17 protein-coding genes are annotated in these 18,281 nt (G+C 70.1%); 9 read left to right on the plus strand and 8 right to left on the minus strand.

The window, feature by feature from the left end; all coding sequences use genetic code 11:
• Positions 1 to 84: 84 nt before the first annotated feature.
• Genes ACPPVT_RS00630 through ACPPVT_RS00640 form a run of 3 tightly spaced genes read right to left on the minus strand, consistent with a single transcriptional unit; the run spans position 85 to position 2,892 of the window.
• A complete protein-coding gene (locus tag ACPPVT_RS00630) occupies positions 85 to 744 on the minus strand; it encodes a GerMN domain-containing protein (protein ID WP_426564481.1) in 660 nt (219 codons plus the stop codon).
• Positions 741 to 2,129, minus strand: a complete 1,389-nt coding sequence (locus ACPPVT_RS00635) for a HAMP domain-containing sensor histidine kinase (RefSeq protein ID WP_426564483.1) — start codon at positions 2,127 to 2,129, stop codon at positions 741 to 743. Before ACPPVT_RS00635 ends, ACPPVT_RS00630 begins: the two co-directional genes overlap by 4 nt.
• A gap of 25 nt (positions 2,130 to 2,154) precedes the next feature.
• Positions 2,155 to 2,892: a winged helix-turn-helix domain-containing protein gene (locus tag ACPPVT_RS00640; RefSeq protein ID WP_426564485.1), complete on the minus strand. Its 738-nt coding sequence runs from the start codon at positions 2,890 to 2,892 to the stop codon at positions 2,155 to 2,157.
• Between the two features lie 123 nt (positions 2,893 to 3,015).
• Here ACPPVT_RS00640 and ACPPVT_RS00645 point away from each other — a divergent pair, with 123 nt between their 5' ends.
• From ACPPVT_RS00645 to ACPPVT_RS00660, 4 genes are all read left to right on the plus strand, one after another.
• Positions 3,016 to 3,360, plus strand: coding sequence for an STAS domain-containing protein (locus tag ACPPVT_RS00645; protein WP_426564487.1), 345 nt, complete (start codon positions 3,016 to 3,018; stop codon positions 3,358 to 3,360).
• A gap of 2 nt (positions 3,361 to 3,362) precedes the next feature.
• Complete coding sequence (locus ACPPVT_RS00650; protein ID WP_426564489.1) at positions 3,363 to 3,953, plus strand: hypothetical protein; 591 nt, start codon at positions 3,363 to 3,365, stop codon at positions 3,951 to 3,953.
• Complete coding sequence (locus tag ACPPVT_RS00655) at positions 3,929 to 4,135, plus strand: hypothetical protein (RefSeq protein WP_426564491.1); 207 nt, start codon at positions 3,929 to 3,931, stop codon at positions 4,133 to 4,135. The genes ACPPVT_RS00650 and ACPPVT_RS00655 overlap by 25 nt, the downstream gene beginning before the upstream one ends.
• Positions 4,136 to 4,348: 213 nt before the next feature.
• Positions 4,349 to 6,280, plus strand: a complete 1,932-nt coding sequence (locus ACPPVT_RS00660; protein WP_426564493.1) for an RNA-binding domain-containing protein — start codon at positions 4,349 to 4,351, stop codon at positions 6,278 to 6,280.
• On the opposite strand, the gene ACPPVT_RS00665 is transcribed toward ACPPVT_RS00660, so the two are convergent.
• The 4 genes from ACPPVT_RS00665 to ACPPVT_RS00680 all read right to left on the minus strand — a co-directional run bounded on the left by ACPPVT_RS00665 (position 6,262) and on the right by ACPPVT_RS00680 (position 12,095).
• Positions 6,262 to 6,762: a cupin domain-containing protein gene (locus ACPPVT_RS00665; protein ID WP_426564495.1), complete on the minus strand. Its 501-nt coding sequence runs from the start codon at positions 6,760 to 6,762 to the stop codon at positions 6,262 to 6,264. The genes ACPPVT_RS00660 and ACPPVT_RS00665 overlap by 19 nt on opposite strands.
• A 21-nt stretch (positions 6,763 to 6,783) precedes the next feature.
• Entirely contained in the window at positions 6,784 to 8,679 is a 1,896-nt protein-coding gene (locus tag ACPPVT_RS00670) for an amino acid transporter (RefSeq protein WP_426567242.1), read from the minus strand.
• Positions 8,680 to 8,814: 135 nt separating this feature from the next.
• Entirely contained in the window at positions 8,815 to 9,507 is a 693-nt protein-coding gene (locus ACPPVT_RS00675; protein WP_426564497.1) for a response regulator, read from the minus strand.
• A complete protein-coding gene (locus ACPPVT_RS00680) occupies positions 9,504 to 12,095 on the minus strand; it encodes a DUF4118 domain-containing protein (protein WP_426564499.1) in 2,592 nt (863 codons plus the stop codon). The genes ACPPVT_RS00675 and ACPPVT_RS00680 overlap by 4 nt, the downstream gene beginning before the upstream one ends.
• A gap of 267 nt (positions 12,096 to 12,362) precedes the next feature.
• Here ACPPVT_RS00680 and kdpF point away from each other — a divergent pair, with 267 nt between their 5' ends.
• The 5 genes from kdpF to ACPPVT_RS00705 all read left to right on the plus strand — a co-directional run bounded on the left by kdpF (position 12,363) and on the right by ACPPVT_RS00705 (position 17,385).
• On the plus strand, positions 12,363 to 12,452 hold the full coding sequence (gene kdpF / locus ACPPVT_RS00685; protein ID WP_426564501.1) for a K(+)-transporting ATPase subunit F: 90 nt from the start codon (positions 12,363 to 12,365) through the stop codon (positions 12,450 to 12,452).
• Position 12,453: 1 nt separating this feature from the next.
• Complete coding sequence (kdpA, locus tag ACPPVT_RS00690) at positions 12,454 to 14,112, plus strand: potassium-transporting ATPase subunit KdpA (RefSeq protein WP_426564503.1); 1,659 nt, start codon at positions 12,454 to 12,456, stop codon at positions 14,110 to 14,112.
• Between the two features lie 32 nt (positions 14,113 to 14,144).
• Positions 14,145 to 16,211, plus strand: coding sequence for a potassium-transporting ATPase subunit KdpB (gene kdpB, locus ACPPVT_RS00695; protein WP_426564505.1), 2,067 nt, complete (start codon positions 14,145 to 14,147; stop codon positions 16,209 to 16,211).
• Between the two features lie 16 nt (positions 16,212 to 16,227).
• Positions 16,228 to 16,887: a potassium-transporting ATPase subunit C gene (locus ACPPVT_RS00700; protein ID WP_426564507.1), complete on the plus strand. Its 660-nt coding sequence runs from the start codon at positions 16,228 to 16,230 to the stop codon at positions 16,885 to 16,887.
• 84 nt (positions 16,888 to 16,971) lie between these two features.
• Positions 16,972 to 17,385 (plus strand): hypothetical protein, encoded by a 414-nt coding sequence (locus ACPPVT_RS00705; RefSeq protein WP_426564509.1) that lies wholly within the window; start codon positions 16,972 to 16,974, stop codon positions 17,383 to 17,385.
• Positions 17,386 to 17,387: 2 nt separating this feature from the next.
• Here ACPPVT_RS00705 and folP read toward each other — a convergent pair whose 3' ends face one another.
• Positions 17,388 to 18,281: a dihydropteroate synthase gene (gene folP, locus ACPPVT_RS00710; RefSeq protein ID WP_426567243.1), complete on the minus strand. Its 894-nt coding sequence runs from the start codon at positions 18,279 to 18,281 to the stop codon at positions 17,388 to 17,390.

The raw sequence follows: 18,281 nt of genomic DNA on the forward strand, positions 1-18,281 counted from the left end.
GGGCTCCTTCTGCGAAAAAGGACGGATCAGCACCCCAACCATGACAGGTTCGACGTCGATCTTGGACCGCGAACCGCCGCCGTCTCAGCCCCCGCTCGACGGGGCGGTCGGCGTCGGGACCGCGATCAGCTCCCGGTAGTCCGAGCGCTGCAGCGGGGCCGACGTCAGCGCGCCCCCGGGTAGCGGCACCTCGACCGGCTGGCCGTCCTGGACCAGCTGCACGGAGCCCACGCCGGGCACGGACGTCGAGGTCAGCACGATCTGCCCGATGCCCAGCGGGAGCCGGTCCGCCGCCGGCTCCTTGGTCGTCGTGTGCACCTCCAGGGTGGCCGTGCGGCCTTGCAGGGCGACCAGGTCGATCACGATGCCGGGCGTGAGCGCCGTGCTCAGCCCCTCGGCCCGCTCGCGCTCGCTGGGGCCGGCCGCGAGCACCTTGAGCAGCACGAGGAGCTGCTCCTGCGCGGTGGCGGCCACTCCGGGGTCGACCGGGGTAGGCACCGCGACGAGCTGCTGGACGGGGTCGAGCAGGTAGGTGCGCGGCTCGGTCTGCAGCAGCCGCAGGCTGCCGGACGACGTCGGTGAGGCGCTCGGCGCCGGACTGGTCAGCCCGTACGGGATGTCCTGCGGCTGGATGTCCCGCGAGGCGCCGTCCGCGGGCAGCCCGCAGGCGGCTAGGACCGCCAGGCAGCAGGCCGCGAGCAGTGCGATCGGCGCCCGGCGCAGCCCGCGCAGCCCGCGGTTCACGGCGCACCCACCCGTTGTTCGGCGTTCTGGTCGACCAGCGGCAGCCGCAGCACGAACCGGGCCCCGCCACCCGGCCGGTCGGTGCAGCCGACGCTGCCGCCGAGCGCGTGCGCGGTCTCGGCGACCAGGCTGAGCCCGAGCCCGGTGCCCTGGCGCGACCCGCGTGACCCGGCCCGGGCGAAGCGCTCGAAGATCCGGATCCGCTCGCCCGCCGGCACCCCCGGCCCCTCGTCGTCCACCGAGACCAGCGCAAACTCCTGGGAGCGTTGTACCTGGACCGCCCGCAGCCCGCCGCCGTGCAGGTCGGCGTTGTCGAACAGGTTGAACAGCGCCCGGCTCAGCTGTTGCTTGTCCACCCGGACGACGAGCGGCTCGTCCGGCAGGTGCGTCGCGACGGTGCGGTGGCTGGCGTCCAGTGCGTGCGTGACCAGGTCGGCCAGGTCGACGTCGCTGAGCGACTGCACGCCCACCCCGGCGTCCAGCCGGCCCAGCTCGAGCAGGTCCTCCAGCGACCGGTGGAAGCGGTCCAGCTCGGTGGCCATCAGGTCCAGCGCCTGCTGGGAGCGCTCCGGCAGCTCGTCGCGGCGCCGCTGGAGCACCGAGACGCTGGTGATCAGGGTGGTCAGCGGGGAGCGCAGCTCGTGCCCGATGTCCGCGGCGAACCGGGCGTCGCGCCGGATCCGCTCGTCCAGCGCCTCCACCATGGTGTTGAACGAGCCGACGATGGTGGCCAGGTCGGGGTCGTCGGTGCTGGGCAGCCGGGTGCTCAGCTCGCCGACGGAGATCCGGGCGGCCGCCGCGGCCACCGCGTCCAAGGGTGCGACAACCCGCCGGGCCGCGTAGCGGCCGAGCAGCGCGCCACCGATGGCCGTCAGCACGGCGAACGCCGCCAGTACGAGCTGCAGGGTGGAGAGCGTGCGGCGCAGCTCAGTCGGGTTGCTGACCTCGTAGAACTCGGTGTCGACCGCGGGCAGCGGGACACCGACGACCAGGGCCGCGCCGTGCGGTCCGTCGGTCCACTCCAAGGTCGCACGGCCCTCGGCCACGCTGCGCTGCGCGCGGGCCGGGATCGAACTCTGGTCGGCCCGCAGCGACGTGGAGAACCAGCGTCCCAGCCGGTGCACGACGATGTCGGAGTCGGCCGCGGGCGAGACGTCGCCGAGCACCTTGCTGACCTGGGTCCCGGAGGTCAGCAGGCCGTCCCGGACGAAGGAGGCGTCGGCGAACGCCTGCCGGGTCGCGGTGCCCTCGCGCTGCTCGACCAGGTAGTGCCGGGCCACGAAATAGGTGCCGACCGCCAGCACGACGGACAGCAGCATCGCGCCGGTCGCGAACGAGACCATGATGCTGCGTCGCAGTCCCCAGGTCGGACGCCGCGGCTTCATCTCGGGCTCGTCGCGCTCATCGCGCTCATCGGACGTCGAGCCGGTAGCCCAGCCCGCGCACGGTCACCACGAGCGTGGGGTTGCCGGCGTCCTGCTCGACCTTGGTGCGCAGCCGGCGGATGTGCACGTCCACGATGCGCTCGTCGCCGAAGAACCCACGGTTCCAGACCCGTTCCAGCAGGGTGCGGCGGCTGAGCACGCGCCCCGGCGGGGATGCGAGCTCGCAGAGCAGCCGGAACTCGGTGACCGTCAGGTGCACCTCGACGTCTGACCGGCGGACGGCGCCGCCGTCCAGGTCCAGCACCAGTTCCTGGGCGGCGTCCAGCACGGTCACCGGCTGCCTCGAGGTGGCGGTCACGGCCGCAGTGCCTGCCGCCGCCGCGGCGTCGGGGTCGGCGGTCGCCGGACGACGCAGCAGCGCACGCAGCCGTGCGCTGACCTCCTGGACGACGAACGGCTTGGTCACGTAGTCGTCCGCGCCGACCTCGAGCGCTCCGACGATGTCGTTGGTCTCGTTCCGGGCGCTGAGCACGATGATCGGGGCCTGGCTGAGGGGGCGAGCGCGACGGATGAACGTGAAGCCGTCCATGCCGCCGAGCATCAGGTCGACCAGCATCAGGTCGACCCGCTCGTCGGCGACCGTGCTCAGCGCGTGCTCGGCGTCGGCGTGCTGGAGGACCTCGTAGCCCTCGTCCTCGAGCGCGAGCGCGAGCGCGCTGCGAATCCCGTCGTCGTCCTCGAGCACGAGCAGGCGGGTGGTCACCGCCCCATGCTGCCAGGCGAACCTGGGCTTGAGGTGCGCGATGCCGAGCGTTCGTTCGGTCGTCAACAAACCGCAAAGAAGAGGAGGGACTGATCGCAACATTGGCTGGGCAGAGTTGGCCTCGTGCGAAACAGCCAGGCGAGCAGGACCGACGTGACGAACCACGTCGCGCCCTCGCCTGACGTGGTGGTGGTGCTGGACGACTCCACGGCCGGCCAGGGGCTGGTCGAGCTGCGCTCGCGGCTCGGCGAGGTGCTCAGCCGGGGCGACTCCCGGCTGGTCGTGGATGTCTCCGGGTTGGGTCACCTGTCGTCGGTGGTGGTGGCGGCGCTGCTGTGGAGCAAGCGCACCTGCCGGTCCCGCGGCGTCAGCGTCTCGGTGCGAGGCGCCGACGGGCGGAACCTGGCGCTGCTGCGTCGCGCAGGGCTGAGCGAGGCGCTGGACGACGCGTTGCCCGGGCGGTGGTGACGGTGACCCTCGGGTTCTGGACCGGTCAGCCGACGTCTCCCTCGCGCGTGCTGCGCGACCGGGTGTGGACGGTCACCTGCCAGTCGACCGCCGACGGCGTCGTCCAGGTGGACCGCACCCGAGACGGGATGCGGATCGCGGTGGGCGACCGGCGCAGCGAGCCGGAGCAGTCCACGGTGCTACGGCTGGCTCGGGACGGCAGCCTCACGGTCAGCGCCGCCGCCACCCCTCCTGCGCTGCTGGTGTCGCCTGACGGCGCCCGCACTGTGCCAGCCGTGCCCGGTCTCACGGAGCAGACTCGACTCGACGTGGGCGAGCGGTTGCTCGTACTGTCGGCGGACGCGCTCGACGCCATGCCGGCGTCGCTGGCCGCGGTGTTCCAGGCGTTGTCGGCTCAGGTGACCGGGAGGGACCCGGTCGAGCTGCTCGATGAGCTGTTCGCAGCGTTGCCGCGGGGCAGCGCGGTGATCGTGACCAGGCGGCCGGCCAGCGCGCCGCCGGAAGGAATCAAGGACCCCGCAACCGGGTTGGCAGTGATCAGTCAGGGTAGGCACCAGGAGGAGGCGACATGGGGATCAGCGCAGCATTCCTGAACGAGCTGGATGAGCAGCGGGCGACCGCCGTTCACGACCTGTCGCTCGCCCAGGCCATCGGCGACGACATAGCAGCGTCCGATGCCCAGGCGCGGTTGGACGACCTCGACGAGCTGTTCTCGCGCAACAGCTCGGCGGACATCACGATCGACCTTGACGAGAGCCTGACCCGCGCCTGCTGAGTCATTTCGCGGTGCCATCACCTGTGCCCGTGTCGTCGCACGGTCGCTGGCGGTTGGCGGTCGCCTATGGGGGGGCAACTCAGTCGGAGAACCTTACACCTAATTCAGCTTGAAATACGTGTAAGGTTCGACACCAAATATGTGTAAGGTTGAACGCCCTGGAGGGGTTCATGCGGCAGCCCTCACGCTCGGCGACAGAGGAGCGCAGCACCGATGGACCTGACCGAGCTCGAGGCCTTGCTGCGTGAGCTTCGGCACGTCCGCACGGACCACCAGTCAGTCGGGGCGAAGCGGGCATATGAGGCGCTCCCCGACTCGACTCACGAGACGCTGAGCGCGTTCGCGAACAGTGACGGCGGTCTGCTCCTTCTCGGTGTTCACGAGGCGGACGGCACTTTCGACGTGACCGGTGTGCGGGACGTGAAGCAGGTCCAGTCCGACTTGCAAGCGATCTGCGCGCTCATGGAGCCTCCCCTGCGCGCCACCCTGGACCTGATCACGCATCCCGATGGTGACGTGATCGCCGCCGTCATCCCCTCCGTCCCGCGAAACCAGCGCCCCTGTCACCGGGCTAAGGACCCAGCGGAGACATCGTCCTTCATCCGGGTCGGTGACGGTGACCGTAGGCTGACCGAAGCCGAGGTCGCGCAGATGCTGGCGAACCGGTCCGGGCACGACCACTCCGCGGCTCGGGCACCTGCCGGCTGCTCGCTCGAACCAGCCCAGGTCGAGTCGTTCGTCGGCCAACTGCGCTCGACGGGCACGCGGTACGCAGTACTGCCCACCGAGCAGCTGCTGCGAACGTGGGGGGCCACCACCGATGACGGTCACCCGACGTACGCGGGTCTCCTCACCATGGGCGACGTCCCACAACTGCATTGCGCTGCGGCCCGGGTGACCTACCGCAGATTGCCCCGACGCGCCGATCCGCCACAGACCCGCTACGCCGGTAAACATCTCGAGGGAACAGTCGGCGAGCTGCTCGAAGACACTCTCGACGCGCTGACATCTGACCTAGACGTGTCGCAGGTGGTTCGCGGCGGAAGCGTCTTCGACGAGCTCGACGTTCCCCGCGAGGCGCTACGCGAGGTAATGTCGAACGCGCTCATCCACCGCAGCGTGGCCGATGGCCAGCGCGACACCAGCGTCCTGGTCGAGGTGAGCGACGAAGCCGTTGTCATAGCTAGTCCAGGCAGCCTGCACGTCTCGGCCGACCCTGCAACGTTGGGACTGGCACCCATGGCTGGGGTTCGGAACCTGGCGATGGTGCGCCTGGGCGAGCAGCTGCGCACCCCGCGGGGTGGTCGCATCGTCGAGCACCAGACGTCTGGAATCGCGGCGGCTGACCGCGCTTGCCATGTCGCGCGCACCATGCCGGCGCTGTTCGTGGACCACCCGGCGAGATTTCAGGCCGTACTACTGCGTGGAACTCTCGACGTGCCGGCCGCCGCGGAGCTGCTGCAAGCAGCCCGTCTGCCGGCCAGCATGGACCAGGCGCGACTGCTGGCGGTCTTGCGTCGCCTGGACGCGGTCCGCGAGGACGTCGCCGTTTCCGGTCTGGGCCATGTCGTGTTCGATGCACGGCTGGCCGCTCGGGCGCTGGGCCCCTGCACTCCTGAGGATGCGGCAGCCGAGCTTCGGTTCCTCGAAGGAGCGGGGCTGCTGCTGCGCACGCGAACCCGGCAGACCCCGTCTTGGGTCCTCGCCGAGTCTCCTGATGTGGCGGGGTCCGTCAGCAGGAGGTCCGCACCGGAGCGGCACGACGACCGCGGTCGACCTGGCCAGGCCGCCAGCCCGACCGTCCCGACCGTCCCGACCGTCCCGACCGTCCCGACCGTCCCGACCGTGAAGTCTGCGCAGAAGCCGATCGAGCGTGGCCGTGGTCGCCCGCTTGGCGATCGCGTTCCCGAGGTGCTCTCCGCGATCGCGGCCGCCCCTGACGGGGTGCTGAGCGCGAGGGGCATTGGTACAGCGATGCACCTCCTGTCACCCAATTCCCGCAACAGGTGGATTCGCAGGGCCGAAGGGGCCGGCCTCATCGAGTCCACCGTCGAGAACCCCTTCGACCCCACCGGGGGCTACCGCCTGACGCGTCGCGGGCGCAACGCGCTCCCGGGTGAGCCGACTCAGTCGTCCAGCCAGTAGGTGTCGTGCTTGGCCATGAACGCGTCCCGTTCGGCGCCGACCAGCGGGTCTCGTCGACCCTGCCCGATGTCGGCGAGCACCTCGAAGTACTCCTCGCGCGGCGCGCCGGGGGTGAACAGGATGAGCATCGACGCGGGTTCGCCGGAGACGTTCTTGAACCCGTGCACGCCGCCTTGGGGCACGAACAGGAAGTCACCGGGTGAGGTGTCCACCCAGCGGGTTCCGTCGTACACCTGCACGGCGCCGCTCAGGATGTAGAACGACTCGGTGATCGCACGGTGGAAGTGCGGGTCCGGGCCGCTGCGCTTGGGCCCGAACTCCCAGCGGTAGAGCCCGAGCTGTCCGCCGGTGGACTCCCCGGTGGCCAGGTAGTGCACGTCGTTGCCGGGCTGGTTGCTGATCTCAGGTGGGGTGGCGACCGGACGGTAGGCGGCGCTGGCCTCGCCGTCGTCGCCCCGGTACAGCGGTGGTGGGTAGGACATGAACGCGACGCTACGGCGCGCTCAGCCGACGTGCACGTGCGGACGCCGGTCGGGGTCGGCGACGGCTTGGCGCAGGATCTCGCGGGTCACCGGCGCGACCTCGCCCTGGCCGAGCACCAGGTAGCGCAGGAAGTGCCGGACCGGGTTGCCCTCGGTCCACTCGAAGTACAGGTGCGGGCGCTGTCCGGTGCGGTCGCGGACGTCGAGCGCCAGCGCGGCCAGCGCCGGCGGTACGGCCGAGGACTGCATGGTCAGCACCCGGTACTGGCCGGCTCGCACCTCGCCGCACACCTGCAGCTTGGTCTCGAACTCCGACGGGTCGGTGACGGTGACCTCGACGAACAGCACGTCGCCGGGACTGGGCAGGTCGTGGTCGTGCATGGTCTGCCGCAGCTTCTCGCGGTACTCGTGGGCATCACGCCGGTCGGGCTCGTTGGCCACCAGGCGGACGTTGCTGCGCACGCTGTCCCGCACGAACATCTGCGCCTTGCGGTCGAGCTCCACGTCGGTGACGCGCAGGTCGAACGCCCGGCGCACCCGGGAGACGGCCGACACTCCGATGATGCCGGCGATGAAGCAGGCACCGATCTTCACGCCGTCCGGCCGCTCGATGACGTTCGCGATCGTCACGTAGACGAACACGGCGGCTATCGCTGCGAATCCCCACGTCTTGGAGGTCTGCCGAGCCCGCCGGGCGGACAGCGTCACGGCGACCGCGGCCGAGGTGATCAGCACCAGGACGCCGGTCGCGTACGCGCCGCCCTGGGCGTCGACGTCCGCGTCGAACAGGATGGTCACCAGGAAGGCGATGGCGGTGAGCACCAGGACCAGCGGGCGGACGGCACGTGCCCAGTCCGGTGCCATCCCGTATCGGGGCAGGTAGCGCGGCACCAGGTTGAGCAGGCCGGCCATCGCGGACGCGCCCGCGAACCACAGGATCGCGATGGTGGAGATGTCGTACACGGTGCCGAAACCGTTGCCCAGGTAGGTGTGCGCGAGGTGCGCGAGGGCCCGGCCGTTCGCGGCACCGCCCGGCTGGAACTCCCGCTCCGGGATCAGCAAGGTGGTGACGATGCTGCTGAAGATCAGGAAGATGCTCATGATGACGGCGGCGGTGGTGAGCAGCCGTCGCGCGCCCCGAATCCGGCCGGTGGGCTGCTGGTCGGTGTCGTCCGGGTCGCCCTCGATGTGCGGCATGACCGCGACACCGGTCTCGAAGCCGGACAGGCCCAGCGCCAGCTTCGGGAAGACCAGCAACGCGACCGCGATGACCATGAACGGGCTGCCGTGCGAGGCCGTGACCGCGTTCGTCCAGTGGGTGACGACCACCGGCTCGGTCACGATGTGCCACATGCTGTCCGCGATGACCACCACGTTCAGTGCCAGGTAGACCGCGACCAGGCCGACCGCGATGCCGACGGCCTCGGTGAAACCCTTGAGGAACACCGCGCCGAGCAGAGCCAGCAGCACCAGCGTGGTGATCACCTCGTGGCCGTGGAACGCGCTGGGCCAGAACGGGTTCTCGTCGATGTGCGCGGTGGCGTCGGCGGCGGACAGCGTCATGGTGATCAGGAAGTCCGTCGCCGCAAAACCCAGCAGGACCAGGACGAACAGCTTGCCCTTCCAGAACGACAGCAGCCGTTCCAGCATCGCGATAGAGCCCTCGCCGCGGGGGCTCTCCACGGCCACCCGGCGGTAGACCGGGAGCGCGCCGAACAGGGTGACCAGCACCAGGACGACTGTCGCCATCGGGGACAGCACGCCGGCGGCGAGCGCGGCGATGCCGGGCTGGTAGCCGAGGGTGGAGAAGTAGTCGACCCCGGTGAGGCACATGACTTTCCACCACGGGTCCCGGTGCTCCCCGCTGGTGCTCGGCTTGGCGTGTGGACCGGGATGTCGGGCGGCGGGTTCGCTCATGCCGCGCAGGAGCCAGCCACGCAGCTCCGTCCGCGTGGACGTCGCCACCGGGTCCTCCTTCACGTGCCCGGCGCGCGCCGCCGGTCCTCATCTCCATCGTCCGACCTGGGACCTGCCGGACCTGTTAGGAAGGCGTTAGGGTTCCGGCTCGAACCGGTAGCCGAGGCCGGGCTCGTTCAGCAGGTACCGCGGCCTGGCCGGGTCTGGTTCGAGCTTGCGCCGCAGCTGGGCCATGTAGACGCGCAGGTTGCCGTCGGCGTTCTCGTAGCCCGGCCCCCAGACCTCGGCCAGCAGCTGGCGCCGGGTCAGCAGCTTGCCGGGGTGCCGCAGCATCACCTCGAGCAGGTGCCACTCGGTGGGCGTGAGCCGGACGTCGTGGGTCTGGTCAGTGTCCTGCACGCTCACCCGGCGGGCCGGCAGGTCGACGGTCGTGCTCCCCAGCTGGACGACGGGCAGGGCCTCGCTCGGGGTCGCCCGCCTGGTCACCGCGCGCAACCTGGCCAGCAGCTCGTCCACTGAGAAGGGCTTGGTCACGTAGTCGTCCGCCCCGGCGTCGAGTGCCTCGACCTTGTCGGCGCTGTCGCTGCGGCCGGACAGGATGACGATCGGCGCACTGGTCCAGCCGCGTAGTCCGCGGACGACCTCGACGCCGTCCATGTCCGGCAGTCCGAGGTCCAGCACCACCAGGTCGGGGTTGTGCCGCCCGGCCAGCGCCAGCGCGTCGGCCCCGTCGGCAGCGGTCACCACGGTGTAGTGCCGAGCCCGCAGGTTGATGGCGAGCGCGCGCAGGATCTGCGGCTCGTCGTCCACGACCAGGATGGTGGTCACGAGACTCCCTGTGCCGGTGTCGGGTCGGTCGCCAGGTCGGTGCGCTCTCGACGTCCGGGCCCGGTCGGCTCCTGATCGTCGGCCCGGGCGGCGGGCAGCGCCACCACCATGGTCAGGCCTCCGCCGGGTGTCTCCTCTGGGGTCAGCGACCCACCCATCGCTTCGATCAGGCCACGGGACAGCGCGAGCCCGAGCCCCACCCCGGTGGTGTTGTCGGTGTCGCCGAGCCGTTGGAAGGGGACGAACACGCGCTCGAGCTGGTCAGGTGCGATGCCCGGGCCGCGGTCCACGACGCGTAGCTCGACCCGCTCGCTGATGCTGCTTCCGGTGATCCGCACCGGTTGGTCGGAGTCGTTGTAGCGCAACGCGTTCTGCGCCACGTTGGCGATGACTCGTTCCAGCAGCCCGGGGTCCGCCAGCGCCTCCGGCAGGTCGTCCGGGACGTCGACGAGGACCGCCGAACCCACTGCACCCAGGTCGTCCAGGGCCAGCGGCACGACTTCGTCCAGCGCCACGGGCCGCAGCTGTACGGTCATCGCGCCGGCCGTCAGCCGGCTCATGTCCAGCAGATTGTCGACCAACCTGGCCAGCCGGTCCAAGGACTCGTCGGCGGTCAGCAGCAGCTCCTCGCGGTCGTGCTCGGACCACGCGACGTCGGTGCTGCGCAGGCTGGTCACGGACGCCTTGGCGGACGCCAGCGGGGTGCGCAGGTCGTGCCCGACGGCAGCCAGCAGCGCCGTTCGCATCCGGTCGGTCGCCGCCAGCGGCTCGGCTGCCGCAGCCTGCTCGGCGAGTCGGGTGCGCTCCAGCAGCGCACCCGCCTGCGCGGCGAACGCACCGATGACACGCTGGTCCTCGGCCCGCAGCGGACGCCCGCGCACGGCGAGCACCAGTTGCTCGCCCGCCGGGAACTCGGCATCCGCCTGCTGCGGGCTGCTGCAGCCCGTCGCGTCGGTCGTGGCGACGACTGCCCAGGCGCCGTGGTCGGCCGGACCCGACCGCTCCAGCAGAGTCACGTCCGTGAGTCCGAAGGCCTCGCGGACCCGCTCCATCAGGCTGACCAGCCCGGTCTCCCCGCGGAGCACGCTGCCGGCCAGGGTGCTCAACGTCTGGGACTCCGCGGATGCCCGGGCGGCCTGTCTGGTCCGGCGCGCGGCGAGGTCCACGACCGAGCTGACGGACGCGGCGACCACCAGGAAGACCGTCAGCGCCAAGGCGTTGTTGGTCTCGCTGATGTTGAAGGTGTGCAGCGGCGGCGTGAAGTAGTAGTTCAGCAGCACGGACCCGCTGACCGCCGCGAGCAGGGCCGGCAGCAGGCCCCCGACGAGGGCGACGCAGACGACGACGAGCAGGAACAACAGCACGTCGCTGAGCAGGTTCAGGTCGTGCCGGGCCCGCACCAGCAGCAGCGTCAGCAGCGGAGGTAGCAGCAGGGCCATCACGACCCCGTACAGCCGCCGCTTGCGGGTCAGGCTGCCACCCAGGTCGGGCAGCGCGCGTCCTCGTCCGACCTGGGCGTGCGAGACCAGGTGCACGTCGATGTCGCCGGACTCGCGGGTGGTCGAGGCGCCGATGCCGGCGCCGCCGAACGTCGTCGCGATCCGGGAGCGGCGGCTCACCCCCAGCACCAGCTGGGTGGCGTTCTCGGCGCGGGCGAACTCGAGCAGCGCACGCGGGATGTCGTCCCCGATGATCTGGTGGTAGGACCCGCCGAGTGTCTCTACCAGCTGCCGCTGGGTGGCCAGGTCGGCCGGGCTCGCGCCGGTCAACCCGTCCGAGCGCGATACGTGCACCGCCAGCAGGTCGCCGCCCGCGGACCGGGCTGCGATCCGGGCCGCACGGCGGATCAGCGTCTCTCCCTCGGTTCCGCCGGTGAGTGCCACCACGACGCGTTCCCGGGTCTCCCAGGTGCCCTGGATCCCGTGCGCGGCACGGTATCCCTGCATCGCCTCGTCGACCTTGTCGGCGGTCCAGAGCAGGGCGAGCTCGCGCAGTGCGGTGAGGTTGCCGACCCGGAAGTAGTTGCCCAGCGCGGCGTCGACCTTGTCAGCGGTGTAGACGTTGCCGTGCGCCATCCGACGGCGCAGGGCCTCGGGTGCCATGTCGACGAGCTCAACCTGGTCGGCGGCCCGCACCACCGCGTCCGGCAACCGTTCCTGCTGGCGGACGCCGGTGATCTTCTCGACGACGTCGTTGACCGACTCCAGGTGCTGGATGTTGACCGTTGCGACGACGTCGACTCCCGCGGCCAGCAGCTCCTCGACGTCCTGCCACCGCTTGGCGTTGCGCGATCCCGGCACATTGGTGTGCGCGAGCTCGTCGACCAGCGCGACCCGAGGCCGTCGCGCCAGGACGGCGTCGACGTCCATCTCGGTGAATGCGGATCCGCGGTGGATGAGGCCACGCCGCGGCACCACCTCGAGCCCGTCGACCAGTTCGGCGGTGTGCTGGCGGCCGTGGGTCTCGACGAAGCCGACCACGACGTCCGTCCCTCGCTCGAGGCGTCGGTGCCCCTCGTCGAGCATGGCGAACGTCTTACCGACCCCGGGTGCGGCCCCGAGGTAGACGCGCAGCGTGCCGCGACCCACGCGACCACCTCCTCAGCTGCCAGTGTGCCGCGTCCGTCGGCCCGTGTGACCCCGTGCTCGTTAGGACGCCGCAAGCGTTCTGGCGGTGGTCGTTAGGGCGTCGTTAGGTGCGCCGGTCGCGGCCCACAGCGCCCCCACGCTGGTCCAGTGGCCGCAGACGGCCACCTTGATGACTGGAGTTCTGCGCATGTCGGACGTGGTGTTCGTGGTCCTGACCGTCGCCTTCTTCGCAGTGGCGGCGCTCGTCGTCAAGGGGGTAGAGCGGCTGTGAGCGTCTCCGACGGGATCGGACTGGTCGTGTCTGTCCTACTGGTCGGCTACCTGGCTGTGGCCCTGCTCTTCCCAGAGCGTTTCTGAGATGTCTGACACCACCGCTGGTCTGTTGCAGGCCGGCTTGCTGATCGCTGCGTTGGCCGCCTGCTACCGGCCCCTGGGCGCGTACATGGCGCGCGTCTACCAGAGCGAGCACGACTCGCGCGTCGAGCGCGTCATGTACCGGGTGATGGGGGTGGACCCGAAGGCCGACCAGCGCTGGCCGGTCTATGCCCGCTCGCTGCTCGCCTTCTCCGCGGTCAGCGTGCTGTTCCTGTACGGGCTCCAGCGCTTTCAGCCACATCTGCCGCTGAGCCTGGGCTTCGTGGGTGTCGCCCCGGACCAGGCCTGGAACACCGCCACCTCGTTCGTGACGAACACGAACTGGCAGTCGTACTCGGGTGAGTCGACGATGGGCCACCTGGTGCAGATGGCCGGACTCGCAGTCCAGAACTTCGCCTCTGCTGCAGTGGGAATGGCGGTCGCCGTCGCGCTCATCCGTGGGTTCATGAGGTCACGGACCGACCGTCTCGGGAACTTCTGGGTGGACCTGGTCCGCGGCTGCCTGCGGATCCTGCTGCCGCTGGCCGTGGTGGGCACGGTCCTACTGCTCGCTATGGGTGCGGTGCAGAACTTCACCAGCGGCACGGACGTCACCACGCTCGCGGGCCTGCACCAGACCATCACCGGCGGTCCAGTGGCCTCGCAGGAGGCGATCAAGGAGCTCGGTACCAACGGTGGGGGGTTCTACAACGCCAACTCCGCGCACCCGTTCGAGAACCCGAACGCGCTGAGCAACATCCTGGAGATCTTCCTGCTGCTGCTGATCCCGGTGTCGTTGACCCGCACGTTCGGGTTGATGGTGAAGGACAAGCGACAGGGCTATGCGCTCCTCGCGGCGATGGGCGTGCTGTGGGCCACGATCCTGGTCGGGATGACCGTCGCCGAGGCGAACCATCCCGGGACCGCCCTGAACCTCGCCGGCTCCTCGATGGAAGGAAAGGAGACCAGGTTCGGGGTGGCCGCATCGACGTTGTTCGCGACGTCGACGACCGGGACGTCCACGGGCGCGGTCAACTCGTTCCACGACTCCTACACGGCGCTCGGTGGTGGCCTGGCCATCTTCAACATGGGTCTGGGCGAGATCGCGCCAGGGGGTGTCGGCACCGGGCTCTACGGGATCCTCGTGCTGGCCATCGTCGCGGTGTTCGTGGCAGGCCTGATGGTCGGACGAACTCCGGAGTACCTGCTCAAGAAGATCACGGTGCGGGAGATCAAGCTCGTCTCGCTGTACATCCTGACGATGCCGGTGATCGTGCTCGTCGGTACAGGCCTTGCGATGGCGCTGCCGACCCCCAAGGAGTCGATCCTGAACCCGGGACCGCACGGGCTCTCCGAGGTCCTCTACGCGTTCATGTCCGCCACGAACAACAACGGCTCGGCGTTCGCGGGCATCGCGGTGAACACCAGCTTCTACAACACCGCCCTCGGCGTGGCCATGCTCGCCGGGCGGTTCATCCCGATCGTCCTGGCGATCGCGTTGGCCGGGTCACTGGCTCGCCAGCAACCGGTTCCCGCCACCGCGGGCACGTTGCCCACCCACCGTCCGCTCTTCGTGGGCATGCTCGTCGGGGTCATGATCATCGTCGCCGGTCTGACCTTCTTCCCGGCGCTGGCCCTAGGCCCGCTCGCTGAGGGGCTCTGATGTCGCTCACCCAAACCGAAGGACACTCCTCGATGTCTGTTCTGACGCCCCCAGCTACCGCACGGGTGCAGGGTGGTCTGCTCGACCCGACGATGCTGCTCACTTCGCTGCCCGACGCGGCCCGCAAGCTCGACCCGCGAGTCATGCTGCACAACCCGGTGATGTTCGTCGTCGAGGTCGGTGCCGTGCTGTCGACTGCACTCGCCATCACCGATCCCAGCCTGTTCGCCTGGTCCGTGGTCGTCTGGCTGTGGCTCACCGTCGTCTTCGCCAACCTCGCCGAGGCCGTTGCGGAGGGCCGCGGCAAGGCACAGGCTGCTTCACTGCGGCGGGCCAAGACCGAGACCGTTGCTCGCCGCCTTCTGGACGACGGGGCCGAGGAGAGCGTCCCCGGGCCACAGCTGCGTCTGGGCGACCGCGTGGTGGTCGAGGCCGGCCAGGTCATCCCGGGCGACGGCGACGTCGTCGAAGGCGTCGCGAGCGTCGACGAGTCCGCCATCACCGGAGAATCCGCTCCGGTCATCCGGGAGTCCGGTGGCGACCGCAGCTCGGTGACCGGTGGCACGCGGGTGCTCTCGGACCGGATCGTCGTCCAGATCACCGCAAAGCCGGGCGAGAGCTTCATCGACCGGATGATCGCCCTGGTCGAAGGAGCGTCGCGTCAGAAGACGCCGAACGAGATCGCGCTCAACATCCTGCTGGCCAGCCTGACGATCGTGTTCCTGATGGCGACGGTGACGCTGCAGCCGTTCGCGATCTACTCCGGCGCCCAGCAGTCGTTGGTCGTCCTGGTTGCGCTGCTGGTCTGCCTGATCCCCACCACGATCGGTGCGCTGCTGTCGGCGATCGGTATCGCCGGCATGGACCGCCTGGTGCAGCACAACGTGCTGGCCATGTCCGGGCGCGCGGTCGAGGCAGCCGGCGACGTGAACACCCTGCTGCTGGACAAGACCGGCACCATCACCCTGGGGAACCGGCAGGCCGCCGAGTTCCTGCCCGTGGACGGGGTCGAGCCCACCGAGCTCGCGGACGCGGCCCAGCTCGCCAGCCTGGCGGACGAGACACCCGAAGGCCGCTCGATCGTCGTCCTGGCCAAGATGGCGTACGGGCTGCGCGAGCGAGCGCAGGGTGAGCTGAGGACCGCGCACTTCGTGGTGTTCACGGCGCAGACCCGGATGAGCGGGGTCGACCTCGAGGGTGGTCGCCAGGTCCGCAAGGGTGCGGCCGCCGCCGTCATGCACTGGGTTCGGGAGAACGGCGGCACGCCAACCCCGGAGGTCGGCGCCGTCGTCGACGCCATCTCGACGGCCGGTGGCACGCCGCTCGTCGTCGCCGAGTGCGTCAGCGGTGCGCCGGCGCGGACGCTGGGCGTCATCAACCTCAAGGACGTGGTCAAGGAGGGGATGCGCGAGCGGTTCGACGAGATGCGCCGGATGGGGATCCGCACGGTGATGATCACCGGGGACAACCCGTTGACCGCACGCGCGATCGCCGAGGAGGCAGGCGTCGACGACTTCCTCGCCGAGGCCACCCCCGAGGACAAGATGGCTCTGATCAAGCGGGAGCAGGAGGGCGGCCGGCTGGTCGCGATGACCGGCGACGGGACGAACGACGCGCCCGCGCTCGCGCAGGCCGACGTCGGCGTCGCGATGAACACCGGGACGTCCGCCGCCAAGGAGGCGGGCAACATGGTCGACCTCGACTCCAACCCCACCAAGCTCATCGAGATCGTCGAGATCGGCAAGCAGCTGCTCATCACCCGCGGCTCGCTGACCACGTTCTCCATCGCCAACGACATCGCGAAGTACTTCGCGATCATCCCGGCCATGTTCGCCGGGGTCTTCTCCGGCCTCGGCACGTTGAACATCATGGGTCTGGCCACCCCGGAGTCGGCCATCCTGTCCGCCGTCATCTTCAACGCACTGATCATCGTCGGCCTGATTCCGCTGGCGCTGCGCGGAGTGCGGTACACGCCGTCCTCGGCAGCGTCCATGTTGCGCCGCAACCTCGGGATCTACGGCCTCGGCGGCATCCTCGCCCCCTTCATCGGCATCAAGCTGATCGACCTGCTCGTGTCCCAGATCCCCGGCATCGGCTGAGAAAGGAACGTCCACCATGTCACCCCGAACCTCCCCCGAAGTGCGGCAGTACCTGGCCGCGCTGCGGACCCTTCTCGTGCTGACCGTCATCCTCGGCCTCGCGTACCCGCTGGTCATGATGGGCGTCGCGCAGGCTGGCTTCCATGACAACGCCAACGGGTCGCTCGTCACCCGAGACGGCAGGACCGTGGGCTCGAGCCTGATCGGACAGGCGTTCACCCAGCCGGTGCTGGAGAACGGCAAGCCGAAGCTCGACGCCGACGGAAACCCGGTCGTCGAGCCCGACCCGGCGTACTTCCAGAGCAGGCCGTCTGCCGCCGGACTGGGTTACGACCCGCTGTCGACCTCAGCGTCCAACCTCGGACCGAACAACGAGGATCTCGTCACAGCGGTCAAGGAGCGCCGCGGCGCCGCGGCAGCACTTGACGGTGTCGCCCCGTCCCAGGTGCCGCCCGACGCGTTGCTGGCCAGCGGCTCCGGGCTCGACCCGCACATCAGCCCGGCGTACGCGCGCCTGCAGGTCGCACGCATCGCACGCGAACGCGAACTGAGCGTGCAGCAGGTCAGTGCGCTGGTCGACCACCATGTCCAGGGCCGGCCCCTGGGTTTCCTCGGCGAGCCACGGGTCAACGTGCTGGAGCTCAATCTGGCCCTGGACGCACTCGTCAGGCGTTAGTTCCGCGTCAGGATCGGGGGCGTCGGTGTCAGGAAACCGCAAGGACCGGGGTCGGACCGGCAGGTCCGGGCGCACGATGCAGGCATGACCGGGATCGAGAAGCTCCGTAGCTGGGACGGCGTGGCGCCGGCTGTGGCGCTGGCCGTCGGACTGCTGGTCGCGTCGTTGCTCAGCGGCGACCGTGTCGCAGTCGCCGTCGCAGTGGTCGGGGCGCTGACCCTGGCCTGCTGCATCGGAGTGCGACTTCGGACGGCTGCGCTCGTCGCCGTCCTGGGTTGGCTGCTGGTCACCGGCTTCGACGTGCACCGCTGGGGTCAGCTCACTCCGCTGAGCGAGTCGGACGCCGTCCGGCTGCTCGTGCTCGCACTGGTCGCGGGGGCCGTCGCGCTGGTCTCACGGCCGCTGCTGGCCCACCGGACTCCACCTGAGACCAGAGAAGGTGGGGACGGAAACGCCCTGAAGTCCCCACCTTCTCTGGTGTCGACGCGGGTGCGCTGAGTTCAGAGGTTGTGGCCGGTCCGGGACGGCGGGCGCCAGCCGAGGATCGACTCGGTCATCCGAGCCGCTGACACGGCAGCCGCGACGTCGTGCACGCGCAGGATGCGTGCACCCTGCAGGATGCAGAACACGTGCGTGGCGGTGGTGGCGGCCAACAGCTTGTCCTTGGTCAGGTCGAGCGTCTCCTGGATGAAGTCCTTGTTGGACACCGCAGCCAGCAGTGGGTAGCCGAGGTCGGCGAGCCCGCCGAGCCGACGGGTCAGGTCCAGCGAGTGGTGGGTGTTCTTGTTCAGGTCATGGCCGGGGTCGACGATGATCCGGTCCGCCGCCAGGCCCTCGTCGCGGGCGACCTGGATACGGTCGAGGAGGAACTCGCGGACCTCGGCGACCACGTCGTGGTACTTCGGGCTGGCCAGCTTGGCGAGCGGTGCGGCCTTGCTGTGGCAGATGATCAGCGTGGCGTCCTCGGCCGCGGCCAGTCGCGCCATCGTGGGGTCGTGCAGGCCGGAGGTGTCGTTGATCGCGTCGGCCCCGGCGCGCAGCGCCTCGCGGGCCACCGCTGCCCGGAACGTGTCGACCGAGATCACCGCGTCGGTGGCCCTGCGAGCCGCCTGCACCAGCGGGACGACGCGGTCGATCTCCTCCTGCTCGCTGACCGGACCGGCGATCGGCGAGAAGGGGACACCGCCGATGTCCACCCAGTCCGCGCCCAGCGCCACGGCCTGCCGGACGGCGGTCAGCGCCGGGTCGAAGTCGAACGTGGAGCCGCTGTCGTAGAACGAGTCCCGGGTGCGGTTGACGATCGCCATCACCGCGACCTGGCGGCTGAAGTCGAACGTGCGCGAACCGATTCGACGCACCGGCCCGTGCGGGCCGAGGTCCGGGACGACGGGCAT

This window comes from Angustibacter sp. McL0619 (assembly GCF_049994355.1).
Taxonomy (GTDB): domain Bacteria; phylum Actinomycetota; class Actinomycetes; order Actinomycetales; family Angustibacteraceae; genus Angustibacter.